We start from the raw sequence: 26,634 nt of genomic DNA, 5'->3' as shown, positions 1-26,634 counted from the left end.
TTACAAATAAGAGGTTTCATTTTTTCTGTGGAGCAGTACTATTTTCTCTTTTTAAGAGGTTAAAGTTTCACAAGTTTCAGATCCTCAACCATTACATATATATCTTTAATTTTTTGTCCGGCAGTTTCATCTCTGCCTGCGGTCAGCAAAAGATCAAAAAACCGCCCATTGGCGTTCAGTATCCGGCGGGAAGCATCAGGTTCTCCAAAACCGGTTTGTTGGTAGTGGGTTTTTATTTTCTGTATGTAGGTGTTGCTTGCGTCTTTCGTGATCAGGTCAAGTTCCAGAAGCCGGTATATAAAGGCTTCGGTGGAGATGCCGAACCTGTGTTTGATGCGCAGGATAAGATCCCAGGTCCAGGTGTCAGGGGTGATGCCCAGTTGGCCCACGCTGCTTCGTACTGCGGTGTCAGGCATGAGAAAGGTGGCGGCGAAATGTCTGGCAGCCCGTATGGGATTTATGGGCCGGGATTCGGATGCCGGCCCTGTATCTGGAAAAAGTGTCTCTTTTCGAATTTTCATTTGATTGAAGATCAGAATTTTGCCCAGTTCCGTGACAAGACAAAAAAGTTGTTTTTCCGGATTCTTTCGGGAGTTGATGAAAAAAAAGGCGTTCTGGTGCACGGGTTCAAAGAAAGAGAGTCCGTCAAAATCATTTGCAGGCTTCATGAAAGGAAATAAAAGCACCCGTAACCCGAAATTTTCAAAGAGTTCAAGATAATCGAATACCACGGCATCTCCGCTGCCCATGGCGGTTCTGACCTGGGCCGCAAGCTGTTCCATACCGGCATAGTCCGGTTTAAAGGGAATGGATAACGGCAGCAAGGCATGTTTCTGGACACCGAGGAGCTCTTCAAGGGTATGGAAGGCTGACATCAGTTTCCTGCAGGCAGACAGTAATGCCTTTGGGGGTACTGATGCGTCAACTTCAATGGTCACATGGGCGGTGTCTGTTTCTGCGGCTGCAGCCCTGGCCCGGGAGGGGTCCGGGGCAAACAGGGCGTCGGTGGGAATATCCAGTGCCTGGGCCAGATTGTAAATAACCGTGGCCGACGGCAGGTTTCCGCCCCGCTCAATGCGGCCCAGCGGTCCTTCCTGAATCCCGATTTTTGACGCCAGTTGTGCCAGGGTCCAGTTGCGTGACTGACGAAAAGAACGGATATTATTTCCAATGAATTTTAAGTCTTCAAACATAGAGTTATAAAAACCATATCATTCTTTTTATGTCAATAATAAAATTAAATTGATAATAAAAATAACATTATAATTCACTGATGTGCCTTTAAAAAAAAACACATTGCGTATTAAAATACAGTACGTCAAAATGTACGGAAATTATAAGTATATCGACCTGAAGAAAAATGAATATCTGTTCTAACCGTTCGTCACGGCAAGCAATTGCTGCCCATTGAAGAAATCTTGACATGACCTGGTTCATGGCCTACAACCTAATAAAATATAGATAAACCCTAACCGCATAGGCAATATGACAGCCCCCACAGATTTTCAAGCCCCTCCCAAAACACCCCGCAGTTCCGGCAGATTTTTCCAAAGATGCTGGTTCCGGGTCATTTTTTTTACATGCTTACTGGGCGTTTGTCTTGTGGCCGGGATGGTTGCAGGCGGTCTTTTTTTCATTGAAACCCAGCCGGCCCAGGCCTTTATTCAAAACCAGGTCAATAAGGCGATTCCCGGTACCCTGTCATGGGAACAGTTTCGTTTAGGTCTTCGAGAGGGCAGGGTTCAGATTTCCGGGATTCACCTTAAGGATGCTTCCGGCAAGGAAGTGGCCGGCATCTCCCTGGTGGAAGGCAGGGTTGACTGGTCCGCGTTGACCCGGCACAAAATTGAATTAAACCAAATCCTGATTGACAAGCCTGTTCTTGATATCGGCATGTCGGCGCAGGGGGAGGTCGACATTTTGTCGGCCCTGGTTTCTGACACCGGGGCGTCATCGGATACCGGCGCTTCCGATGCTGCCAAATTCCCGGGGGTTGATTTTTGGGTTCGTGAATTCACGGTGAATCAGGCTCGGATAAAAGTCACGACCCCGCAATTTAATACGGATATTGCAGATTTGTCCGTTGAGGTGACAGGCTTTAAGCTGTCAGACCTTTGTGCTTCGGCCAAAGTGACCCTGGCCGGCGGGCATCTGGGATTTGGGGAGAGGGATTTTACCCTTGAGTCCTTTGATCTGCAGGCCCGAATTGACAGGGACAAAGTTTCAGATATTGATATTAAAGCCCGGATGCCGGGCATTGTATTCAATGCCAAAGGATCTGTTGCAGGACTTTTGGGGGCAGTGACGCCGGACTTGACTGCCACCCTTGATGTGGAAACGCCTTTGGCCACAAAAGCCCTGGGCCTGCCCGAGGATCTGGTCCGGGGAAACGGCCGGGTCAATCTGACCATTAAAGGCGGTATCGACAATCCCCGGGCCGTAGTTCAGGTTGAATTTGGCCGGGGCAGTATAAACAACACGGCCATATCAGGCATAAATGTTTACGCCGGGCTTGAGGACCGGCATGTGACCCTTAAAGGGTGCCGGATAGATCTGCCGGCCGGGACCATACCTTTCGGCGGAAATGTGGATCTGTCGAAAATCTTTCCAAAGGGGTTTACCGACGCCATGGCCGGCCTTGACAGCCTGGCCTATACCTTTTTGCTTAATCCGGACAGCTTGGCACTGAATGCCCTTGAATTGGGAGAAAACACCCCAAAGGGGAAAGTTGCGGCCCGGGTCCGGGTCCAGGGCNNCACCCGGACAGATGTCTGCCCGTGCAGATCTGGATGTTACGGTCCGTGACCTGATCGTGCCCGGGATGTCCGGACCGGCAAAGGTGAAGTTCAAGGCTGGTGCCAAACTGGAAAAGGATTCTCTGACGCTTACCGGCCTGACCCTGGACGGACCCGGCATGACCGGTGCAGGTGCTTTTCGGTTGAATATGCCGGGGTTTGATTCCCACAAAATGACAATGACCGGAAATTTGGACCTGGATGTGGCGGACATATCCGTTCCCCTGAGCCTTGTGGGCCAAAAGGCTTCGGGCAGAGTCGGTGTGCATGTGGCTGTTAAGGGTGCTTTGAGCGCCCCGGATCTGACCCTGGATATCACTGCCGGCAATCTATCTTCCAACAGGTTCACTGCTGATGAGTTACTTTGCAAGGCCCGGATGGACAAGGGGCTGCTCCAGGTTCATGATCTCACCCTCAAACGCAGGCAGGGGACGCTCAATGCCCGGGGCACCCTGGCGTTGGGTGGGAAAAAGGGCCGGGAGCATGCCCTGGACCTGACCGTGGAGTTTAACCGGCTTGAACTCGACGACCTGGCACCGGATCTGGGCGCCAGGGGCAATTTTTCCGGTAAAGTGACGGGAACCGGGTCTCTGGAAAATCCGCAGATTATGGTCCTGCTTTCAGGAGAGAATCCGGGTTTTAAAACATATGCCCTGGACAACGTCCAGGCACAGCTTAAGCTGGTCAACAATATACTGACCTTTGAACAGGCACGCCTCCGGAAGAATAAAGCGCAGTTGGACATTACCGGGCAGGTCAATGTAGCGGACAAAACCCTTGATATCCGGGCCGTGATCCCTGAAACCGACCTTAAGTCCATTGACCCGGCTGCGGATGCTGCCCTTGCTTCGGGCCGCCTGGGCATGGATATTTCCGCCAGGGGCAGTTTGCTTGCCCCGGATATTTCAGGGCACATTACAGCGGTGGATCTGCGCCTTCCCAATGCCCCGGACATGGTGGCGAATGCCGATGCCGCCGTAGAGCTGAGCGGGCCTTTGGATAACCCTGACGCGCTGCAGGCATCTCTTCATATCTCCCGGCTGGCACTGGCCAAACAGGGACAGATGTTGATTGTCATTGAGAATGCCGCAGCCCTGCTCAAGGATGGCCGGTTCAAGATTGATCCGGTGCCGGTCCGTATCATGGACAAGGGCCAGCTGACCCTGTCTGCAGCCGGTGATATTAAAGGGGATCTGGCTGCAGAGGTCTTCGGCAGCCTGCCCGTGTCTATACTGGTTCCCCTGACAGACGGGATAAATTCCGCAGAAGGGGATCTTCTGATTTCGTTGCAAGCCAAAGGCAACGCTGCTTCTCCTGATCTCAAGGGCAGTGTTGAATTTTCAAACATGGCCCTTGACCTTGAAGCGTTGGACGAGCCTTTGGAGAAAATTTCCGGCCACATTTTACTGACCCCTGATGCAGTTGACATTCTGGACATCACGGCTAATCTTGGCGATGGTAAAATAACCCTGGCCGGGAATGCCGAATTGAAAAACGGCATGCCGGATAAGTTTAAACTGAATCTTGACGCCGTCCAGATTCCTGTGGATCTCCCTGATACCCTGGAGATGACGTTGAACAGTCAACTGACATGGGCCGGCACCATGGATAAGTCAGAGATCACAGGTCAGATAGACATCTTTGAAGGGACCTATTACAAGAAAGTGGATTTGAGTCTGATAAGCATCGCCGCCCAGCAAACCCAAAAATCCCGCCCCAAAGTACGGGAACCCGGACCTGATTTTTTAAAAACCATTGGGCTCAATATTTATATCACCCGCAGGGAGGCCATTGTCGTGGACAACAATCTGGCGTCCATGAGCATCAGTCCCAATCTCAGTGTCAGGGGAACCCTGTATGCGCCGTCCCTGGATGGTCGGGCCGTCGTGGATGAGGGCGTTATTAATTTTCAGGAAGCTCAATTCGAAATCACCGAAGGATCCATTGATTTTATCAACCCGTATAAGATTGAACCCGAGATTACCCTGGTCAGTAAAACTACCATTTCAGACTATACCATTACCCTGTCAGTGACCGGGACGCCGGATGATCTGGCGCTCAATTTTTCTTCAGATCCTGAGGCCACGGATGCAGACATTCTTTCCCTGATTGCATTTGGCAAAACCACGGATGAAATGAGTACTGATATTGACGGCGGGTCGATGTCGGCAGCGGTCATTGCCAAGATGATCTTGGATTCTTTCAGTGAAAAAATAAAGGATACCACCGGGTTAAGCGAAGTCAGTTTCAGCATGGATCATGAGAGTAACCAAACCAGTGTGCATGTCGGTTTAGGTGCAGATCTTTCCCGTCAGCTAAGCGTCTCCTACGGCATAGATATCAGTAATGGAAGGACCGTACAGACGGTTAGGACCTATTACAAACTTCTGGAACACCTTCTGTTAAGTAGTTTTCAGGACACCAGCGGCAAGCTGGGCGGTGAACTTAAATACAGGCTGGAGTTTAGATAGTAATGCGTTCAAACACTATTTTGGGCTTTTGGGTTTTTGCGGCCTGTGTTTTTTTGAGTGCACCTGTGTCTGCGGCAGATGCCGGCAAGGTGGCGGATATCAATATTACGGTTCATTGTCCGTCTGACAAGCAGGCGCTCTGGCGCTCCATTGCTTCAAGTTTTATCCCCGTAAAAGTCGGTGATGAATATTCCATCGAAGCCATGGATCGTGCCGTCAAGACATTAACAGAAACCCAGCTTTTTGAATTCATCCATGTCCCGGATCCTGTAAAGACAGCACGCGGTGTGGTGCTCTTCTTTGAATTGACTCCGTTTTTCAGGATCCGGGATATTCGTATAAACAACGCCTTTCCCGTGTTTGAGCAGGAAGTGCTGAACGCAATGACCATTAAGGTCGGGGGCGTTTATCAGGAATCCAAGATGGCAGAGCAGGCCGAGCGGGTGGAAAAACTTTTTAAGCGCCAGGGTTTTTTTGCGCCAAAGATTAATATATCTGCCGTAAAACAGGGGGATAAATACGTTATTGATGTGGATATTGACAAGGGTCCTTTTCATAATATCCGCAAAGTTGTGTTTAAAGGCAATGATCATGCCGGACAGTGCCGTCTTAAACTGGTGAGCAGGATCTGGCGGACATCCACGTTGCTCTGGCAAGGTAACCGGTTTACAGACAAAAAGATGAAGGATGATATCAAGAAAATTACCAAACTTTATCGGAAGAAAGGGTATGCAGATGTTCAAGTGACGGCAAAAACTTTGCCTGTCGAGGGCAGTGAGGCCGTGGATGTTATCTTTACCATTGAAGAAGGCCCGCTGTATGAAATTGATATTCAGGGTAATGATGCCTTCTACACATGGACTTTGGAAAAAGATCTCTTGCTCAAAGAGACCGGGAACAAAAATGATTTTGCCCTGAAAAAAAGCATGAGAAGTTTCAGGAAGCGCTATGAAGTAAAAGGGTTTCCCGATGTAAAGGTTAAATACGAAAAAAAAGAAGAGAAAGATAATTCACACCCCCATGGGGTGCGGCAGGTCAATATCGTTATAGATGAAGGGTTGAGGTACAAGGTGTCTGAACTTAAAATCAGTGGTGCAGGCACCCTGGATTTAAAGGAGCTTGAAAAAAATATTCTGACCCGGGAAAAAGGCGTTTTCAATGAGACGGAACTGGACGACGACCTCAAAGCGGTTAAGGCGTTTTATTTGACCCAGGGGTTTACAAAAATCAAGCTAAAGAAAAAAGTTAAGATCAGTGATGCCCCGGACAAGAACGAAAAACAGGTTGCCGTTGAACTCATCATAAAGGAAGGGCCTAGAACAAAGGTTGAACAGGTCGAAATCCAGGGGCTTTCCCTTATTTCTTTGGAAGAGGCCACCCATGGCATGGCCATGAAACAGGGGCTCTGGTATGACAGTACAGTGATTGATGACGATATTTCAGTGCTGAAGCAGGCCGTATCAGAAAAGGGCTACCCCCATGTCCAGGTAAAAGCGGAGACCAAGTTATCAAAGGACGAAACCCGGATTCGGATCACCTATCATGTGGACCAGGGCCCCAGGGTGGTAGTGGGCAAGATTTTTTATGCCGGGGGTCTGCGCATAAAACAGGAAGAGCTTGAAGATGAGATGGCGGTCGCCCCGGGAGACCCCTTTTCTATGCTCAAGATTGTGGACTCCCGCAGGAAGATCCAGGACCTCAATGCCGTGGATGCCGTCAGAATCAGAAGTACAGGCATTAAAAGCCGGCAGCCCCTGGCTGACCTGATTGTGGAGATATCTGAAAAAAAACCCTATTATGTCGAACTGGCTGGCGGATATGATACCTCCCGGCATCTGTACATGGAAACCGGCATCGGGGATAAGAATTTTTGGGGCCATAACCTGAATGCCGAAGCCGGTTTAGAGCTGAGCCAGGTGGGTTACGGCATGGATGTTTCCTTAACTGAACCCAGGTTTCTTTCTACCCGCTTCATCTCCAAAAGCAAGGCCTATACAGAAGAAAATGAGGAGTTTAACAAAGACTACGGCGTCAGAAGCTGGGGCCTGTCCCAGACTTTTTTGCGCAATTTAAATAATAAGAAAATCACCTTTTCCTTAGGCGGGGGCTATGAATACCGGGACCAGTATTTAAGGGTGGATCGCGAGCTTGATGATGATGAAAGGGATGATTACAGGGTTCGCCATATCGGCCAGATTAATACAGGGATAACCTGGCGCACCACAGATTCTTTTGTCCGTCCCCGCAACGGGTTATTTGCATCCACAACCTTTGATGTGTTCAAAGGCACTGATTCCAGTATGGATGACTTTTACAGATACGGCCTGGAGCTGCGGTATTATTTTTCGGTCAGCGAGGACCTGGTCATCGCCATGCGGGGCCGGTACGGATACATGAATACTTACGCAAGCAATTCTAATATTTCCGACGACCAGCTCTATTTTCTGGGTGGCGCGTCAACCGTGAGAGGGTTTGATGAAAATCTGCTGCAGTATGATGACGATGATAGTGCCGTGGGGGGGCGGTCCATGATGCTGGGTTCTGTCGAAGCCCGATATGATCTGGGTTTGAATTATGAGTTTGCCCTGTTTTTTGACACCGGCGCCTTGACCGAAATCCAGGAAACGGATATTTCGGAATCATTCAGAAGCAGTGTCGGTATTGGTCTGCGCCGTCAGACACCGGTGGGGCCCATCAGTCTTCTGTATGGCTGGAAATTGGATCCCCGGGCCGATGAAAGCAAGGGGTGTTTTTATTTTTCCATGGGCTACACCTTTTAATTTGGTTTTAAAAGGATGGGATTGTTCCTAAAGTCAATTTAGGATAGACTCTTTAGACAATTAAATATGCACAAATGAAGGAATGGTAGATGAAACTTATAGTGGGCTATAAACGTGGCACAAACCAGGCGGAAAATCTTCTTGAACTTGCATTGAAACGGGCTCAACTTTTTAATGCAACAGTATTGATCGTTACCATAATGCCCCAGGGAATGGAAAAGGATCAGGATCTGATCAATGATACCCAAGCCGCGCTGGAAAAGGCCAAAACCCATTTTGACAAGAAAAATATTCCCTGTGAAAGTCATTTGTTGATTCGCGGCATTGCCCCCGGGGATGATCTGGTTAATTTTGCCAAGGAAACCCAGGCAGATGAAATCATTATCGGTGTGAAAAACAGAACCAAGGTGGGAAAACTGCTGCTGGGTTCCACAGCCCAGGCCGTGGTTCTCAATGCCCCCTGCCCGGTGGTTACCATGAAATAGGCCTTCTTCCGAAAAAGGTCAAACGCAGTGCAGGAAAAGTCCATAATTTTTGAAAACAGTTCGCCTCTGTGTGCTTCCAATGTGCCGATCAATCCGGTTTCACGGCTGGCGCCAACCCCCAGCGGCTTTTTGCACCTTGGCAATGCCGTAAATTTTTTGGTGACCTGGGCCATTGTCAGAAGCCGCAAAGGGCGGCTTCATCTGCGCATTGATGATATGGACGGTATCCGTTTCAGGCCCGATGTGCTGGAAGATATTTTTACCACTCTTGACTGGCTGGGGGTGGACTGGGATACAGGACCCGCAGGACCGGATGATTTTTATAAAAACTTTTCTTTGCAGAAAAAAAAGGAATATTACCGGGGCAGGTTACAGGCGCTTGATAAAAGGAGGCTAAAAACCTTTGTGTGCCGGTGCAGTCGGGCATCCATCAAAAAAGTATCTCAAAATGGGTTGTATCCGGGCACATGCCGAAATGCCGGTCTTGCATTTGAACCAGGGTCTAATGCTGTCCGGTTAAGGGTAAACAATGATGCCTGCATTCAGGTAAACAATCAGCACATTGATCTGGTCAACACCTTTGGTGATTTTGTCCTCTGGCGCAAGGATGATCAACCCAGTTATCATCTGGCAAGCCTTGTGGAAGATGAAGACGGGTGTATTAATTTTATAGTCCGGGGCCGGGACCTGCTTTTTTCCACTGCTGCCCAGATTTATCTTGCCCGGTGTTTTGGTTTCTCTTCATTTCCGGCATGCCGGTTTATTCACCATGGACTTGTTTTGGCGGATAATGGCCAAAAGTTGTCAAAGTCAAGAGGCGCATATGCGCTCAAAGACCTGAGAGAGTCCGGGGGCTCTTTTGTCGGCGCCGTAAAAAAAGCGGCTCGGGTTTTAGGGATTAAACACAATGGTCTCCTTACCGCACAGGATCTGAAACAAGCAATCATGATTAATGATAAAGATAAGGAGTTAAAAAGTGACGGATAACTTTCCCGAAGACAAATCACTTCTGGATAAGATAATATCGGAAATCCGTTTTTTGACCGAGGATCTTCAAAAGGATGTTCTGGCGTGTATTAACAATATCAAAGAATCCAGATCCTATCCCGATCTTCTGGCGTGTATTAACAATATCAAGGAGCCCAGAACATATCCCCGGGTGAATAAATTCATTGAAATGGATGTTCTGATCGGTGATAAAGTTATACAGTCTAATTCCAGGAACATGAGTGCTTCCGGTGTGTTTATTAAATCCAGAATGACTCCTGATATCGGAACATCGGTAAAGATCGTCTTTTCCCTGCCCGGCCAGGCCAAACCTTTTAAGCTTAACGGCACTGTGGCCAGAATAGATTCGGACGGGATCGGGATCTGTTTTTCCGAGATGACACCCTATGTCCGCAATCACCTGGATAACCTGCTCAAAAGGATGTCTATGGGCAGATCTTGACTCTTCGTGGTGAAAAAACAGGGGACTTATTTTTCCGAAACAGGCAAAATGCTCTTTTTAAATCCGCATGAACGGTTCGGGCATTTCAGGATTTTACCGTCCCGCTTTGTCTCTTTTTCCAATAGATAGGGGCTGCCGCACTCCGGGCAGCTTTCATTGACAGGTTTGTCCCAGGTGGCAAAGGTACAATCCGGATATTTGGAACACCCGTAGAATATTTTTCCCCGTTTTGAGTGTTTTTCCACAATTGTGCCGTTGCATCCTTTTTCAGGGCAGGGGACGCCTGTATCTTTGCTTGAATTCTCCTGGGCCACGGATTCCGTGTGTTTGCATTCGGGATATCCTGTACAGGCCACAAACAACCCAAATTTGCCCTCTTTGAGCACCATGGGTTTGCCGCATTCAGGGCAGTCCTTGATCGGTTCGCTGGCCTGGATTTTTTCAACAATGTCAATATTGCCTTTTTCATCCCTTGTGTAATTACTGGTAAAGCTGCACTCGGGATAGCCGGTACAGGCCAGGAAATGCCCGTTTTTGCCGATTTTGATATTAACGGGTTTTCCGCATAAAGGGCATTTGATATCCGTTTCAATGCCTACGCCTTTAACGGAAACCATATTGTCTTTGGCGTTATCGAGGGTGTTTTTAAACTCAGAATAAAAAGTTTTTAACAGATCTACTTCATTGAGTTTCCCCTGTTCCACATCATCAAGATTGGTCTCCATCTGGGCCGTGAATGAGATGTCCAAAAGATTGGGAAAGGCACCGACTAGAAGATCATTGACGATAAAGCCAAGCTCGCTTGGGGTAAAGTACCGGTTGATCAGATCCACATATCCTTTATCCTGGATAACGGCTATGATGGAGGCATAGGTGGACGGCCTGCCGATCCCGTTTTTTTCAAGCTCCTTGACAAGGGATGCTTCAGAAAACCTGGGCGGTGGTTTGGTAAAATGCTGGTCGTGATTGATCTTCAGTGTTGTCAGCTGTTCTTTAGGTTCCACCGGCGGCAGGGACTGGATATCTGTTTCACTTTTTTTTTCCTGTGTCTCATACAATCGCATAAATCCGTCGAACCGGGTTGTAGATCCGGAAACGGAAAACAGGTACTTGGCTGTTGCCTCAATCAGAATGGATTTCTGGTCGATCAGGGCCTGGGCCATCTGGGAGGCCACAAACCGTTTCCATATCAGATCATAGAGTTTGAACTGGTCCGGAGACAGAAAGGATTTCAGTTTTTCCGGGGTGTTGTAAACCGATGTGGGGCGGACGGCTTCGTGGGCATCCTGGGCCTTGTTCTTATTTTTAAAGAATCGGGGTGCATCCAGGGCATACGCATCTCCAAAGGAGTGGCGGATCAGGTCTAAAGCTTCCTGGGCAGCTTCCGGGGCAATACGGGTGGAGTCCGTACGCATGTAAGTAATCAGACCCTCGGGACCACCGCTGCCGATCTCAATGCCTTCATAGAGCTGCTGGGCCACAACCATGGTTTTTTTGGCGGAGAACCGCAGCCGGTTAATGGCATCCTGCTGGAGTTTACTGGTGATAAAAGGCGGTAACGGATTGCGCTTGATGGTTTTGTTTTTGATCTCCAGGACAATGAACCGGGCCTTTTCAAGGTCTGCCACAATGTCATGGGCCTGTTCTCCGTTGGTGACCTTGGCTTTTTTTCCGGATATTTTTATCAACGCCGCATTGAAAACAGGCGGATTTGCCGCCTCAAGATCCGCCGTAATGGTCCAGTACTCCTCCGGCTTAAACGCCCGGATTTCCCGCTCCCTGTCACAGATGATTTTTACGGCCACGGACTGAACCCGGCCGGCACTCAGTCCCCTTTGGACTTTTTGCCACAAAAGCGGTGATATCTGGTAGCCCACCAGCCGGTCCAGCTTTCTTCTGGCCTGCTGGGCGTCATATTTGTCCGCATCCGGTTGTGTTGGATGGGAAAGTGCCTCGGTAATCCCTTTTTTTGTTAATTCATGGATAAGGACCCGGTGAAATTTGCGGTCCTTTTTTTTCAGAATTTCCATGATATGAAAGGCTATGGCTTCCCCTTCACGGTCAGGGTCAGGGGCAAGGAATATTTCATCCGTGTCACCGGCAGTTTTTTTCAGATTGGAGATGATTTTCGATTTGTCTTTTATATTGACATATTGGGCCTTAAAATTGTCGTCTACATCAATCCCCAGATTTTTTACCGGAAGGTCGCGGATGTGGCCGGCACTGGCAGCCACATTATAGTCCTTTCCAATATACTTTTTCAGGGTTTTGATTTTGGTTGGCGATTCGACAATAATAAGCGGCTTTGCCAATTTTATTCCTCCAGGATTGAAAATTTATTGCCAGGATGACGAACAATAAGCCCTGACAATTCCAAGTCAAGCAGGGCTGCAGAAACCTGGGCGCTCGTCAGACCGCTTGATGCGGTGATATGATCAATATGTTCGGGGTAAAGATCGAGGTGTTTATATACCATGGTCTGGATTTTGTCCATGGCTGGTTTGTTTTTTGTGGGTTCACATGAAGACGCTTTATATGCGGCATGGACAAACTGGGACAGTTCATCAATGATATCCATCTCGTTTTCTATGAGATGCGCGCCTTGTTTGATCAGGTGGTGGGTTCCCCGGCTTTTGGAGGATTTGATGCTGCCGGGGACGGCAAATACCTCGCGGTTGTACTCCCCGGCTAATCGAGCCGTAATCAGAGAGCCGCTTTTCTGGGCGGCTTCCACCACAACCGTGCCGCAGGACAAACCTGCAATAATCCTGTTGCGCCGGGGGAAATTGGCCGGCAACGGGGCTGTGTCCGGAAAAAATTCGGAAATCACGGCGCCCTGTTTTCTGATCCGGCTGTACAAGGGCCGGTTGTGTCTGGGGTAGATATGGTCAAGTCCTGATCCAAGAACAGCCAGTGTCTGCCCGGTATCATTTTCAAGTGCACCTTTGTGGGCAGCGGTATCAATTCCCAATGCCATGCCGGATACAATGGTAAACCCAAAAGCCGTAAGGCGTCCTGCAAGGTAATGGGCCGTATCTATGCCGTACCTGGTCGCATTTCGTGATCCCACAATGGAGATACAGGGCGCATTGGGATCAAATGTACCGTCATAAAATAAGAGGGCAGGGGGATCGGGAATTTCCTTGAGCAGGGCAGGGTATTCAGGTTCGGTTAACACCACAACCCCGTATCCGGCATCCTGGGCCTGGGCAAGGCGTTTTTGCGCCTCCGGTTCACATTCTTTGTGTCCGAGAAGGGTTTTTATGGCCCTGGAAGATATATCCGGCACAGACACAAGTTGTGTTTTAGATGCCGTTAAAATGGCTTCGGGTGTTTTAAAATGTTGAATCAGGTGCTTGATTGAACGGGGGCTTAGACCTGGCAGTTCCGTTAAAAGAAACCAGGGCAGATATGTGTCCGGACAGGGCATCATTTAAATAACTATTGGGTTTGGGATAGTTTCTGCTCGGCCTTGTCTGCTGCCGGTGAAAAGGGGTAGCGGGTGATGACTTGCTTGAAGTAGTGATCGGCCTGGCTTGCGTCGTCGATGGCCATATATGCATATCCGGTTTTAAGCAGGGCATCCGGGACTTTCTGACCCTTGGGATAGGTCTGGACAAGCCGTTTAAAAATGTTTGCAGCCGTTTCATAATCGCCTGTGGTGTAGATGCACTCCCCAAGCCAGTACAGGGCGTTGTCCGCGAGCTCATGGTCGGGAAAATTTTTCATAAAATCTGAAAACAGTGTCTGGGCCATAGGAATATTATGTTCAATGAACAGTGCACGACCTTTTTTATAAAGCGTTACAGGGTCTAAATCCCCGGTTTGTGCAGGGGGTGCTGGCTGGTTCGGCTTAGCCGGAGACGCGGGGTACGGCTGCTTTGGAGATGGCGATGGTTGGGGTTGTGAAGAGGATTTTTTTTCAAGTAGTGAAATCCGATTTTCAAGCCGGTTGACTTTTTCTTCCAGATACCTGGTACGGATATCCTGGTCAAGCGATGTATCTATTGGAACGGATGTCGCCTCAGGCACAGTCTCATTGGTGCCCTGTGCCTGACCGGCAGTCCGTTCATGTGTTTTCAGCAACCCGCAGGAAGTTGTCAAAAAAAGGATAAGAAAAGGCAGCGCAATCCTTAAAACATTTTGTTTGGATGCGGCGGGCATAGACGGTATCCTTTTACCTTTTTCTATGGGCCATAAAAACAATTGGGGTGGCAATGAAAATGGATGAATATGTACCGACCACAATACCGATGATCATGGCAAAGGCAAAGTTGTGAATAATTTCGCCGCCAAGCAGGAAAAGTGCCACCAGGACAATTAATGTGGTGCCCGATGTCAATATGGTCCGTGACAGGGTTTCATTGATACTCCGGTTAAACAGGTCCGGTACCAGGGAATGGTCTGAAATTCCCTTGATATTTTCCCGGATTCGGTCAAACACGATAATGGTGTCGTTCAGTGAATACCCGATGATGGTTAAAAGGGCTGCAATGATCTGCAGGGAGAAATCAAGGTTGAGCAGGGAGAATACGCCCACGGTGATTGTAACATCGTGGATCAGGGCCACAATGGCACCAATGGCGTACTGAAGCTGAAGATACCAGAACAGCACCAGCGAGACAACCAGGGCTGCTGCAATCAAAAAAGGCATGGGCAGGTTGAAGACGGATAAAAAGTAAACTGCAGCCATCAATGCTCCTGCCGTGATTCCGGCGATGGTCCATTTTTGTTCAAACCGGCCGGATATGTAAATGGTGATAAGCAGCAGGGAATAGAAAACGGCCAGAAGCGCCTTTTCCTTTAAGTCATTTCCCACCTGGGGGCCGACTATCTCCACACGTCGGATATCAGGTTCAAGGGAGGTTGCACCCTTCAATCCTTTTGACACGGTGTCAGACAACTGATTGCCCAGGGCGTCGGCATCACTGGAGGTGCGGATCAGGTATTCATGTTCCTCCTGTTCGCCAAATCCCTGGACAGATACATCTTTAAGGCCAATTCCGCCCAATCCTTTGCGGATGTCGGAAACATCAACTTTCTGGGGAAATTTTACCTGTACCAGGGTCCCGCCGGCAAAATCTATTCCATAATTGAGGCCATTATGAATAATCAGGGAGACGATACTTGCCAGAATCAGGATCAGGGAAAAAATAAAAGTGATTTTCCGCATTCCCATAAAATCGATATGGGTACCCGGCTTGATAAACTGCATGATGATAGGTTCCTTATATGCTCAATGTGTCAGATTGTTTGTTTGCAAGAATCAGATCGTAGATGCTCTTGGACAGGATCAGAGCAGTAAACAGACTGGCCACGATACCAAGAGCCAGGGTTATGGCAAAACCCTTGATCTGACCTGTGCCGAACTGGAACAGAACAGCAGCTGCGATTAACGTGGTGACATTGGCGTCCATGATGGTCAGCGTGCCGCGGTCATATCCGGCATTCACAGCTGCCTTGGGAGACCGGCCGGCCAGAAGTTCCTCCCGGATACGCTCAAAGATAATAACATTGGCATCCACTGCCATACCAATGGTCAGGATGATACCGGCAATACCCGGCAAGGTCAGAGTGGCACCGAAAATTGCCAGTCCGCCACCGATCAGAAGGATATTGACAACCAGGGCAATGTCGGCGACCAGGCCTGCCCCTTTGTAATAAATGGGCATGAAAAGAACAACCAGGGCACCGCCAATCAGCATGGAGGTCAGACCCATGCGCACGGAGTCTCTACCCAGGGTGGGGCCAACTGTTCGTTCCTCAATGATTTTAACCGGCGCAGGCAAAGAACCGGCTCGCAGCGCAATGGCAAGGTCAGTGGCTTCTTCAATGGTAAAATGCCCTGTGATCACAGCTTTTCCGCCGGAAATACGGTCCTGGATATTGGGTGCGGAGTATACATTTTTATCCAGGACAATGGCCAACCGCTTGTTAATATTGGCACCGGTGATCCGTTCAAAAATTCTGGCACCTTTACGACTGAATTCAATACCCACCTGGGGCTGCTGGAACTGGTCAAATTCCACCCGGGCATTGGTTAAATCGCTGCCGTCAAGCTCCACATGTTTTTTGATCAGGAATGGCGTTCTCGCCTGGTGGCCTGTATCGGCGTTTTTTTTCACCTGATAAAGAATTTCATCCCCAACAGGTGGCTTGCCGGCTAAGGCGGCATTGATATCTCCCTGTTCATCCACAAGCTGGAATGTGAGCTGGGCAGTTTTTCCAATCAGACCTTTGGCGCGTTCGGGATCACTGATGCCCGGCAGCTGCAGAAGAATTCTGTTGCCGCTCTGAATTCTGATATCCGGTTCGCTGACGCCAAATTCGTCAATACGGTTTCGAATGGTTTCCAGTGCCTGCTCCGTAGCCATTTTTTTGATGGAATCCGCCTCCTTGTCAGGTAGACGAAGGGTAAAGATAATCCCGCCGTCAATATTTTTAACCGAAGGAATCTCAAGGCCTGCATATTCATCAGACAACAGTTTTTCCACAGCGGATCTGTTGTCCGCCCCTGATATTTGGGCGATTATTTTATGATCAGGTCCCTTGTCAATGCCCATATGCTGTATTTTTTCGTTTTTCAGGTCCAGTTTGAGCTGGCTGATGGTGCGGTCAAGCTCGGCCTTAACCGCTTCTTCGCTTTGTACCTCAAGGACCAGGTGCATACCGCCCTGCAGATCAAGGCCAAGGTTGATTTTTTTATGGGGCCAGGTGTTGGTGAACGTGGGAAGCAGACATATAACTGCGGCAACAATGACCCCCAGAATCAATACGCGCTTTATGGTAAAGAAATTCAATCTCATCACTCCTGAAGGATTTGGTTAATTATTTTCTTTGGGTTTTGTCGCGGCTTCATTATCTGAGATAAGGGCGGCAATGTTTGCCCTGGCAACTTTTATTTTAACTTTTTCGGCAATCTCAAGACCGAGGGTGGTGTCGTCCATAGAGACAATTGTGCCGAAAATTCCGCCAGACGTTACAACCCGGTTGCCTTTTTTAAGATTGTCGATCATTGCCTTATGTTCTTTGGCTTTTTTTTGCTGGGGTCTGATGAGCAGGAAGTAAAAAATGGCGAACAGAATAATAATGGGTAAAAAACCGGCCAGTCCTCCGGCCTGTCCGGCCTGTCCACCGGCGGTGCCCATGGCGTATGCAGTGCTAATCAACATGTTCCTCCTTCTTCAATTAGGGTAAATTAAATTTTTAGTGTCTATGTAATCTAATGCACCGGTATCCAGATATTGCTTCCATCAAACCGGAGTCTGTCAACATTGTTGAAATCAATTTGTTCAAGCAGGGCAAATATCTCATCCATATTGTAGATAACCACCTTGCTTAAGGGCTCTATAATATTTATATCCGCGGTTACCTTTTTTTCCTTTAGATTATAAATAATCACCATGGCTTCCGAGAATTTTAAAATTCTGCCGACACCCGAACTCATGCCTGAACTTTTGGGTTCATCAGCGGTTTCTCCCAGTCGAATACCTTTACGGGCATAGTAGTCTTTAAGCATCCTGAAGTGGATGTTCCAAATATTGTCGCCCGACTGGACCACGTAAACCCCGTAAGTAGTCAAGCCCACGGGTTTTTGGGCACCTGATTCGTCAAGTTCCTTTTCAAACACCCTGCCTTTTCCGGCAAATGCCTGTTCTATCACGTTTTCCATGGAAACCGTATTTCCTCCCACGGTAAAGGATTCATTTGACTTGACAATCAGATCCACACTGTCATTGACACCCAGATCCTTTTTACGGTATTCCATCAGGTCCTTTGTGATACTTTTTTTTGCAAGTTCATTATAATCAATGACCGCGGGCTTGCTTATCTGTTTGACCACTGCACCCGGCAAGAAATCTGTTTTTGGGGGTCCGGACTTATCCTGGGTGACTTCGGAATGTTCTCCTTGTGTCCGCTCATTATTGCCGGACGGCCTGTCCATAACAATCCAGACCACTATAAGGACCGATGCAATAACCACGGCAAGGGCGATGATCGGCATCATTGGGCGTTGTTTTTGTTTGTAACTACGCACAGCCCCTCCTTTCTAAAGTCACCTAAGGTTGTTTCAGATACAATAAAAAGCCAGACATTGTCAAGTTGACCTGACTTACAAATCAAGTAATGCTGTTTTGGCCTGATATCATGGTCCTGTCGATGTCAATATTTATGACGACCTGACGTTTTGTTTCAAGCTCAAGAAGTTCTTCCCTTTTGGTATTGAGCATGTAGTAGGCCACATCTTCGGGAACCCGGCAGATAAATTTTTGATCCGGTTCCGCTTTCAGGGTTTTTAGCGCTAATTGTCGCAGCAGCGCCAGTGCCTGGATTTCGACAGAAGGCGTCATACCCCGGCCGTTGCAATGTTTGCAGGTGTCATAGGCCCCGTAGGTGATGGAGTGACGGATCCTTTGCCTCGACATTTCAAGGAGTCCGAACGCGGTGATTCCCCCTACCTTGGTTTTGGCCTTATCCGTTTTTAAATATTTTTTCATGGTTTTGGTGATATCTGCCTTGTGGCGGCGTTCTTTCATGTCAATGAAATCCACCACAATGAGCCCGCCCATATCCCGCAGCCTCAACTGCCGCGCCACTTCTTCGGCCGCTTCAAGATTGGTGTGAAAGGCTGTCTCTTCAATGCTGTTCTTTTTTGTAGACTTGCCGGAGTTAACGTCAATGGAAACCAGTGCTTCGGTCTGTTCGATCACCAGAAAACCACCGGATTTAAGGGCCACCTCTCTTTTATAAATGGAAGAGATCTGCTCCTCAAGCTGGTATTTTGTAAAAATAGGTTTTTCACTTTTAAACAGCCGGACAATATTTTTCTGTTTGGGTGCAATCATCTCAATGAAGTTCAGAACTTCTTTGTAGGTGTCGGGATTGTCAATAAGGATCTCTGTGATATCTGTTGTAAAGTAGTCCCTTAAAGAGCGTACGGCCAGGCTTTGTTCCTTATAAAGAAGACAGGGGGCCTGGTTTTCCATGGCCAGTTTGTCGATGTTTTTCCATACGCGCATCAAATATCGAAGGTCTGATGTCAGAAGGGTTTTAGTGGCGTCCTTGCCTGCGGTTCTTACAATCATTCCGAATCCTTCAGCAATTGTCAGATCCTTGAGAATACCAACCAGCCGCTTTCGTTCATCTTCCTCAACAATTTTGCGGGAAACCCCTCTGGTGTTGTTGCCCGGCATAAGTACGCCAAAGCGCCCGGGAAGCGAAATATAGGTAGTGAGCATGGCCCCTTTGAGATTAATTGGGTCTTTGGCGACCTGGACAATCATCTCCTGGCCTTTTTTAATTAAGTTGAACAGGGATCTGTCATTTTTTTCGATTTCCTGGAAATAGTCCGGGTGTATCTCATTTTTCTGCAAAAATCCATTTTTCCCTGCGCCGTAATCCACGAACACGGCCTGCAGGCTAGGTTCCACCCGGGTGACGATACCTTTATATATATTACCTTTGGTTGCCGCTTTGGCGGTTGTTTCAATATGAAATTGATCCAGTTTGTTGTCAAAAACCATGGCTATACGGTTTTCTTCCGGATCCAGTGCATTAATTAGAATTTTTCTGCTCATTCATGATCTCATTTTTCATTATAATCGTTTAAATTTGATATGTATCTGCAATGCATTTAAATGAAATATTTCAAGCGCACTGCAGATTGATATGTCTTAAAGCGGGCCATACCTTTTTGTTATAGGGTTATGGCCGCTTTTTTTTGTTTGAGAATATCAAAATATGTCTGGATACGCTCCACATAATGAACCGGTTCCCAGCCCCGGGCATATCCGTATTTTGTTTGGTTATAGTATTTTGCTTTGCACAATAGAGGAAGCGCTGCCTTCAGTGCTTTCCAGGTATTGGGGTCGTCCCCTTTTTGCTTTGCCAGGCTCATGGCGTCTTTGACGTGGCCATATCCGATATTATAACTTGCCAGGGCAAACAAAAGCCGCTGGGATTCATCTTTAATATAGTTAAATTGTTTGTACATTAATGCCAGGTATTTGATCCCTGCGCGGATGCTTTGTTGAGGGTCATGGCGATTTTTGATGCCCATTTCTTTTGCGGTGTTTTCGGTGACCTGCATCAGTCCGCGAACATTGGTAAAACTCTTTGCATCCGGGTCAAAGTGGGATTCCTGGTAGACAACGGCTGCTATCAGGTGCCAGTCAAAGCCGTGTTTGGCGGATTCTTCCTTGATTACGTCTTTATATTCAGGCAGCCGTTTTTTTATACGCTCATGAAATTTTTTCAGTTCATAGGTGTCAAAATTGTCGATATTGCCATAATATTTGGTTGTGATGCGTTTCAGGATACCCGTGTTGTTGGCATAAAGAAAGAATTTGTTGATCTGTTTAAGCATCTCACTATCATTTTTTCGGACCGCCCATGCCAGAGATTCACGTTCCTGGATCGGAATGCCGATGTGTATATCCGGAAAAAAACGTCGGCAGAGCAGGGCAATATTGGAATCGGCAATGGTGAATTTAATCTCCCTGTTATGGACCATGCCGATGAGTTCTTCGGTGGGGATGTTATTATGGAGCACGTATTTTAGCTTGACGCCCGAATCTTTTATTTCTGCCACTCTGTCATGATAGGATGTTCCCCGCCCGACATGAAAAATTTTAGATTCCATCTCTTTAATGTTTTTGGGGCCAAAGATGAGGTTGTGGTGAATCATATGCTGCTGTATGGTCATGTAAGGGATGGAAAAATCGGCATTTTCCAGGCGGGGGGCAGTAATGGGAAGTCCTGCGGCAATAAAATCGCCTTTGCCCTGTTTAAGATAGGCGAACATGTTGTTCCAGCCGGGTGTTATGACATCAAGCTCCACATTCATGAATTTGGCAAACTCCAGGGCCAGGTCATATTCAAATCCTGCGGGTTTGTTATTGTACAGATAATAGGTGTTTATGGCCTTGTTGGTAATCAGGCGCAACTTGCCGTTTTTGCGTATTTTTTCAACGGTGTTCAGGGTGCTGCCGACTTCCTGGTGGTGTATGAGCACACAAAATCCTACAAGCCCTAAGGTTACAATAAGGAGGGACAGAAATATAAAATATTTAGTTAAAAATGCTTTCATTAATCAGTATCATCTGTCGCCGGCCGCGTGGGGATAATTTCAAGGTCATCAACATTTCTATATCCACGGGGAAGCAGCTTTCCCCGTCGCCCCCTTGTGCTTGTGTAATCCTGCTGGTTGCCTGCTGTCAGCCGCAAGAGATGTTTACCCGAATATATAACAAGGTTTGAACTTAAGGGCAATATTTTTAGAAACTTAAGCTTTTCAGGGTGATTTTTGCTTTTGCCGGAAACCGGAATATGAATTATTTTATTGCCCTTGCCTTTTTTCAGGTGCGGCAGCTGGTTGACCGGGAATATCAGCATCCTTCCGCCGGTGGTGATTGCGGCAACGCTGTCGGAATTCACATCCGGGATGGGAAGTGGGGCCATGGGCAGATCATTTTCGGATAAAGTGATCACTGCCTTTCCGTTTTTGAAATTGGTAAAAAAATCACTGAATTTGATAATATAGCCATAACCATTGTCAGCACCGTTGATAAACAGGTCTTCATCTTCGCCGGTAATCATATAGCAGATGCTGGTATCCTGGGCAAGGGTGAGATGCCCTGTGACGGGTTCCCCGTTTCCCCTGGCCGAGGGAAGGGCATGGGAGAACAGGGTATATGCCCGGCCCGAAGTGTCGATGAGCACAATGGGTTTGTCGGATCGGGTGCGCAGGTGGCACAGCAGATCATCTCCGGTCCTGAATTTTACATTGGCAGGATCTATATCGTGGCCCTTTGCTGTCCGTATCCATCCATTGGCGGAGAGGATAATGGTTACAGGCTCCACATCGATCACATCCGTAACCGAGAATGCTTCGGCGTCCTTGCGTTCTTTGATCGGAGAGTTGCGCTTGTCACCATAGTTTTTGGCATCTTCTTCAATTTCTTTGATCATAAACGCCTTAAATGCATCAGGCGAGTTCAAAAGATTGTCCAGGTGCGTCTTTTCCCTGGAGAGTTCGGCCATCTCTTCGGTGATTTTGATCTCTTCCATTCCGGCAAGCTGGCGTAGCCGGATTTCCAAAATGGCCTTGACCTGGATTTCAGACAGATTAAAGGTGTTCATGAGTTCCTTGGCCGGATCATCTGCCCTGCGTATGATTTCGATCACCTGGTCAAGGTTGAGGTAAACGGTCTTAAATCCGTCCAGGATATGTAGTCGGCTGACAATTTTTTCCAGCCGAAATCGAAATTTTTTTTCAATGGTTGCTTTTCTAAACTCAAGCCATTCGTCCAGGATCGTTTTTAAATTTTTTACCCTTGGCCGGCCGTCAAGGCCGATCATGTTCATGTTGATCGGAAAGGATTTTTCAAGATCCGTGGTGGCAAAAAGATGGTCTGCCAGGACGTTAAGATCCACACGGTTTGATCGTGGCATCACCACTAACCGTGTGGGGTTCTCGTGGTCGGATTCATCCCGCAGATCCGACACCATGGGCAGTTTTTTTGCACTGATCTGGGCTGCGATCTGCTCGTAAATTTTTTCAGTGGAGGCATGATAGGGAAGGGCGGTGAACACCAACTCCCCATCCTCTATGATATAACGGGCCCGCATTTTTACACGCCCCATGCCTTTCTCATAGGTGTCGCCAATTTCTTTTGCAGGGGTTATGATTTCCGCCTGTGTGGGAAAATCAGGGCCTTTGATGAATTTACATAACTCTTGGGTGTCGGCATTTTCGTTTTCAATGAGACAAATCAAAGCCTTTGCCACTTCCCTTAAATTATGCGGCGGAATGGAGGTGGCCATGCCCACGGCGATGCCGGTTGTGCCGTTGAGCAGGATATTGGGCAGACGGGCCGGCATCAGGGAGGGTTCTTCCAGGGTCCCGTCAAAATTGGGAACCCACCCCACCGTGCCCTGTTCCAGTTCATCCAAAAGAATTTTTGCATATCTGGACAGCCTTGATTCAGTATACCTCATGGCTGCAAAGGACTTGGGGTCATTGGGATCACCCCAGTTGCCCTGTCCGTCCACCAGGGGGTATCTTAAAGAAAACGGCTGGGCCATCAGGACCATGGCCTCGTAGCAGGCGGTATCCCCGTGGGGGTGAAATTTACCCAGGACATCGCCCACGGTTCTGGCTGATTTTTTGAATTTGGCCGTGGAGGAAAGTCCTAACTGGCTCATGGAGTATATGATTCGGCGCTGGACAGGTTTGAGCCCGTCACCGATATGGGGAAGGGCACGATCCAGAATGACATACATGGAATAGTTCAGATATGCGTTTTGGGTAAACTCCTGGAAGGGCATTCGTTCAAATTCTTCAACACTGGAAATTGGGGTCTGGGGCATGCGTATTAAATCTCTTTGATTATTCCATGGGTTTCAATCCAGTGTTTCCGGTCCCTGGCCCTTTTTTTGCTCAAAAGCATATCCATGACCTGGAACACATCCTCTTTTTTTGATGTCCGGAAATCATCTGTTGCCGGGGAATCAGGGGCCCTTTCGCTTTCAGGTGAGGCTGATGGCGATTCCTCGTTTTCCCGGGCCGGGTCACTCTTTTGTTCTCCGGCACCGGGTTCATTGGTGATTGTCAGCTGGACTAGACGCCGGGAGTCCGGGGCAATGGTGGTCTCACGAAGCTGGGATGGGTTCATTTCCCCTAACCCCTTGAAACGTTGGATATTTATTTTTGATGGTTTTTTTCTGCGGCTCAGGCGTTTGATGATGGCGCTTCTTTCTGAATCATCAAGGGCGTAAAATACCTCTTTTCCCATGTCGATCCGGTAAAGGGGTGGCATGGCCACAAACACATGGCCTTGTCGGACCACTTCCGGAAAGTGCTTTAGAAAAAGTGCGCACAAAAGGGTTGCAATGTGCAGACCGTCTGAGTCGGCATCGGCCAGGATACATAATTTGTTATAGCGCAGTTTGGAGATATCCTTTGATCCGGGGATTACGCCGAGTACCTGGGAGATATCCTGAATCTCCTTGGATTCAAGGATGGTGGAAGAAGTTAAATCCCAGGTGTTCAAAATTTTTCCCCGCAGGGGCATGATGGCCTGGAAACGTCTGTCCCTGGCCTGCTTGGCGGAACCGCCGGCAGAGTCTCCCTCCACAAAAAAAAGCTCCCGCTGTCTTTGGTCATCACTGGAGCAGTCCGACAGTTTGGCCGGCAAGGAGGCTCCGCTGGTCCGGGTTTTCAAGGAGACTTTTTTGCGTTTTCTTTCACGGCGTCTGGCGTTTTCAATGGCTGCCAGGGCAAGGGCTTCGCCTAACGCCACGTTTTGATTCAGCCACAGGCTGAAAGCGTCCCGGACTTGAAGATTAACCAGGCTTGCACAGTGGCGTGAAGAGAGGCGTTCTTTGGTCTGACTTGAAAATTGGGCTTCCACAAGTTTGATGGACAGTACATATCCCACATTCTGCCAGATATCCTCGGGGGTAAGAAACACGCCTTTGGGCAGAAGGTTTCGAAATTTGCAGAACTCTTTGACTGACTCCAGCAAGCCTGATCTGAATCCGTTGACATGGGTGCCCCCAAGTTTTGTGGGAATGAGGTTGACATAGCTTTCCTCAAGGTCAAGAGGGTCTTCCAGACCCCAGTTCACCGCCCATACGGCCTGGAATTCATCATTGTCGGCAGATCCTGTGAACGGTTCCGGGAAAATGGTCTCGGCGCTGCTGATCCTCTCTTGAAGATATTGATCCAGGCCCTGGTCGTAATACCAGGTGTCGGTTTCGCCGGTTTGTTCAAGGATAAAGGTGGTGGTCAGGCCCTGGCACAGAACGGCCTTGGATTTAAGCGCTGCCCGGATGGCGTCCCGGTTGAACTGATCCGTATCAAAATAGGCCGGGTTCGGCTTAAATCCCAGCGTGGTTCCGGATTTGGCGGCTGTGCCGGTCTCTTCCAGGTCTTTTGTTTTAGTGCCGTTTTGAAATTCAATCGTGTACCGTTTGCTGTTCCGGCAAATCTCAATGTGCAGATGAATGGATAAGGCATTGACCACAGAGACGCCGACCCCATGAAGCCCGCCTGAAAACGCATAATCCTTGTTTGAAAATTTGGCGCCTGCATGCAGCTTGGTCATGATCAGTTCAACACCGGAAATACCTTCCTCCGGGTGGATGTCCACGGGCATTCCCCGGCCGTTGTCCGATACAATGATCCTGTCGTCCTGGGTCAGGGTGACATCAATGCGTGTGGCAAAGCCTGCAATGGCCTCATCCACACTGTTGTCAATAACCTCAAAGGCCAGGTGGTCCGGGCTTGACGTGTCCGTGTACATGCCGGGTCTGCGCTTGACCGGATCAAGGCCCTTGAGCACCTCTATGGAACGGGCGTCATACCTTTGGTCCGAGGTCTTATCCTGTGTTCTGTCATCAAATAAGTTCATAAAGTGTTTCTGGTATGATATACAATATTGAAGCAATATTGAAGATTGTAACGAAATTTTAAATTAAACTTAAATTATATATCAAATTCAGATTAAAATATAGCCCGGCATGACATAAAAAAGTTTGAAACCACCTGGAAGATGGGGATTGTTACAGCAGCATGGACGACTCTAATCCTGGATTTGATCGTCAGACCTTTGATGATTACTGGAAGGGCCTTGATGAACAACAGCGTAAGAATTTGCTCCTTCGGGCACCACAATGGCCTGTCTATCTTGGCCTTCTGCCTATTTTAAGCAGTGTTTTTTCGACCCATTACCCTCTAAGAGAAGCGGGAAGAAAAAGTTTGACCGCAATGACTTTTGTCATTCGGAAGAATATTGAAACTCCGCTGGTTGATAAACCGTTAAGAGAGGCTCAGGCCGACGCCTTTCAGGGAGCGGCCCTGATTTACCGCAAAATCTTTGTTCAAATGTCATTTTCAGATAAAAGCACCCTTATCCAGGCGCTTATGAATATTGGCAGCATCGGTGCTTTTTTTGCATTTAAGGCCATTTACCTGGAACGGGTTTCCCCTGACGTCATAAAAAAATGTATCAAGGACCTGGATGACCGGCTTCGTTTGACTTTTGCCGACCAGTATCTGCAGGCAGACCCTGCCATTCGCCTGCGTTTTGCAAGCCTGTTTCGCTATGTGCTTGCCGGTGTTAAACAGCGCCGGGCTGTAACCTGGTACTATGCCGACCTGTTTGACCGGGGACGGGATGTTGATCCTTGTTTGAACAATATCGACGCCTCGTTGCGGGACCCTTCCCTCATAGAGGACAATGAACTTTTGTCCCCGGATCCCCAAGATCGAATCGCCGGCCTTAAGGCCATTTCAATGATGCGATCAAGGGTGCCTTTACGGATTTTTAAAAAAGTGTTGACCCGGGAAACGGTAAAAAAGGTCAGGATGGCTGTATACAGTCTGATTGAAAATTCGTCCTTTGGGCAATATCCGGAGTTGTTCGAGCTTGTGTTTGAGCAGTTTAAAAATGCCAGGACAAATGAGGCTGTCTGCGCCTTTAAAGCCCTTGTTTTGACCGGCAGGCACCCTTTTTATAAGCTTATGGAGATGGTTCGGGAAGCCTACCCTTCCATTATTTCCATCATACATATGGAAATTTCAGAGTTGTCCAGGCTCTCATTTTTTGCGTTCCAGGACATTGCCCTGAACAAGGATGCCTATCAGGG

Annotated in this window: 17 protein-coding genes and 1 pseudogene; 6 read left to right on the top strand and 12 right to left on the bottom strand. The window is 48.2% G+C overall.

Translation table 11 applies throughout. The annotated features are described in order from the left end of the window. Window positions 1-59 precede the first annotated feature (59 nt). The gene (locus tag B3D59_RS09080; RefSeq protein WP_286819157.1) at window positions 60-1,193 is read right to left on the bottom strand and encodes a helix-turn-helix domain-containing protein; all 1,134 of its coding nucleotides are present in this window, start codon (window positions 1,191-1,193) and stop codon (window positions 60-62) included. Window positions 1,194-2,767: 1,574 nt separating this feature from the next. Between B3D59_RS09080 and B3D59_RS09075 the strand changes: the two genes are divergently transcribed. The 5 genes from B3D59_RS09075 to B3D59_RS09055 all read left to right on the top strand — a co-directional run bounded on the left by B3D59_RS09075 (window position 2,768) and on the right by B3D59_RS09055 (window position 9,981). After that, on the top strand, window positions 2,768-5,266 hold the full coding sequence (locus B3D59_RS09075) for a translocation/assembly module TamB domain-containing protein (RefSeq protein ID WP_286819156.1): 2,499 nt from the start codon (window positions 2,768-2,770) through the stop codon (window positions 5,264-5,266). A gap of 2 nt (window positions 5,267-5,268) precedes the next feature. After that, the gene (bamA, locus tag B3D59_RS09070; protein ID WP_286819154.1) at window positions 5,269-8,046 is read left to right on the top strand and encodes an outer membrane protein assembly factor BamA; all 2,778 of its coding nucleotides are present in this window, start codon (window positions 5,269-5,271) and stop codon (window positions 8,044-8,046) included. 89 nt (window positions 8,047-8,135) lie between these two features. After that, the gene (locus B3D59_RS09065; protein ID WP_286819153.1) at window positions 8,136-8,531 is read left to right on the top strand and encodes a universal stress protein; all 396 of its coding nucleotides are present in this window, start codon (window positions 8,136-8,138) and stop codon (window positions 8,529-8,531) included. Between the two features lie 27 nt (window positions 8,532-8,558). Further along, window positions 8,559-9,518, top strand: coding sequence for a glutamate--tRNA ligase family protein (locus B3D59_RS09060; RefSeq protein WP_286819152.1), 960 nt, complete (start codon window positions 8,559-8,561; stop codon window positions 9,516-9,518). Next, window positions 9,508-9,981, top strand: coding sequence for a PilZ domain-containing protein (locus tag B3D59_RS09055; protein ID WP_277001229.1), 474 nt, complete (start codon window positions 9,508-9,510; stop codon window positions 9,979-9,981). Before B3D59_RS09060 ends, B3D59_RS09055 begins: the two co-directional genes overlap by 11 nt. 26 nt (window positions 9,982-10,007) lie before the next feature. On the opposite strand, the gene topA is transcribed toward B3D59_RS09055, so the two are convergent. The 11 genes from topA to parE form a co-directional block, all read right to left on the bottom strand. Continuing rightward, on the bottom strand, window positions 10,008-12,293 hold the full coding sequence (gene topA, locus B3D59_RS09050) for a type I DNA topoisomerase (RefSeq protein WP_286819150.1): 2,286 nt from the start codon (window positions 12,291-12,293) through the stop codon (window positions 10,008-10,010). A gap of 2 nt (window positions 12,294-12,295) precedes the next feature. Then, the gene (gene dprA, locus B3D59_RS09045) at window positions 12,296-13,414 is read right to left on the bottom strand and encodes a DNA-processing protein DprA (protein ID WP_286819148.1); all 1,119 of its coding nucleotides are present in this window, start codon (window positions 13,412-13,414) and stop codon (window positions 12,296-12,298) included. An 8-nt stretch (window positions 13,415-13,422) separates the two neighbouring features. Continuing rightward, window positions 13,423-14,145 (bottom strand): tol-pal system protein YbgF, encoded by a 723-nt coding sequence (gene ybgF, locus B3D59_RS09040; protein ID WP_286819147.1) that lies wholly within the window; start codon window positions 14,143-14,145, stop codon window positions 13,423-13,425. A gap of 13 nt (window positions 14,146-14,158) precedes the next feature. Beyond that, window positions 14,159-15,196 carry a protein translocase subunit SecF gene (secF, locus tag B3D59_RS09035; RefSeq protein ID WP_286819146.1) on the bottom strand — a complete coding sequence of 346 codons (1,038 nt, stop codon included), beginning with the start codon at window positions 15,194-15,196 and terminating at the stop codon, window positions 14,159-14,161. A 13-nt stretch (window positions 15,197-15,209) separates the two neighbouring features. Beyond that, the gene (secD, locus tag B3D59_RS09030; protein WP_286819176.1) at window positions 15,210-16,781 is read right to left on the bottom strand and encodes a protein translocase subunit SecD; all 1,572 of its coding nucleotides are present in this window, start codon (window positions 16,779-16,781) and stop codon (window positions 15,210-15,212) included. A gap of 24 nt (window positions 16,782-16,805) precedes the next feature. Then, window positions 16,806-17,153 carry a preprotein translocase subunit YajC gene (gene yajC / locus B3D59_RS09025; protein ID WP_004072717.1) on the bottom strand — a complete coding sequence of 116 codons (348 nt, stop codon included), beginning with the start codon at window positions 17,151-17,153 and terminating at the stop codon, window positions 16,806-16,808. 50 nt (window positions 17,154-17,203) lie between these two features. Beyond that, window positions 17,204-18,019: a hypothetical protein gene (locus B3D59_RS09020; RefSeq protein WP_286819144.1), complete on the bottom strand. Its 816-nt coding sequence runs from the start codon at window positions 18,017-18,019 to the stop codon at window positions 17,204-17,206. Window positions 18,020-18,101: 82 nt separating this feature from the next. After that, window positions 18,102-19,559 carry an Rne/Rng family ribonuclease gene (locus B3D59_RS09015; RefSeq protein ID WP_286819143.1) on the bottom strand — a complete coding sequence of 486 codons (1,458 nt, stop codon included), beginning with the start codon at window positions 19,557-19,559 and terminating at the stop codon, window positions 18,102-18,104. 119 nt (window positions 19,560-19,678) lie between these two features. After that, window positions 19,679-21,070 (bottom strand): membrane-bound lytic murein transglycosylase MltF, encoded by a 1,392-nt coding sequence (mltF, locus tag B3D59_RS09010; RefSeq protein WP_286819142.1) that lies wholly within the window; start codon window positions 21,068-21,070, stop codon window positions 19,679-19,681. Beyond that, entirely contained in the window at window positions 21,070-23,352 is a 2,283-nt protein-coding gene (parC, locus tag B3D59_RS09005) for a DNA topoisomerase IV subunit A (RefSeq protein WP_286819139.1), read from the bottom strand. Before parC ends, mltF begins: the two co-directional genes overlap by 1 nt. Window positions 23,353-23,357: 5 nt before the next feature. Continuing rightward, on the bottom strand, window positions 23,358-25,397 hold the full coding sequence (parE, locus tag B3D59_RS09000; protein ID WP_286819138.1) for a DNA topoisomerase IV subunit B: 2,040 nt from the start codon (window positions 25,395-25,397) through the stop codon (window positions 23,358-23,360). Between the two features lie 161 nt (window positions 25,398-25,558). On the opposite strand from parE, the pseudogene B3D59_RS08995 reads away from it, so the two are divergent. Further along, window positions 25,559-26,634, top strand: a pseudogene (locus B3D59_RS08995) (adenylate cyclase); the annotation flags it as partial.

Source organism: Desulfobacter sp. UBA2225 (assembly GCF_002348205.1).
In the GTDB taxonomy this organism is placed as follows: Bacteria; Desulfobacterota; Desulfobacteria; order Desulfobacterales; family Desulfobacteraceae; genus Desulfobacter; species Desulfobacter postgatei.
The sequence above is the reverse complement of the archived record's forward strand: the minus strand, read 5'-3'. Positions and strand labels throughout refer to the sequence as shown.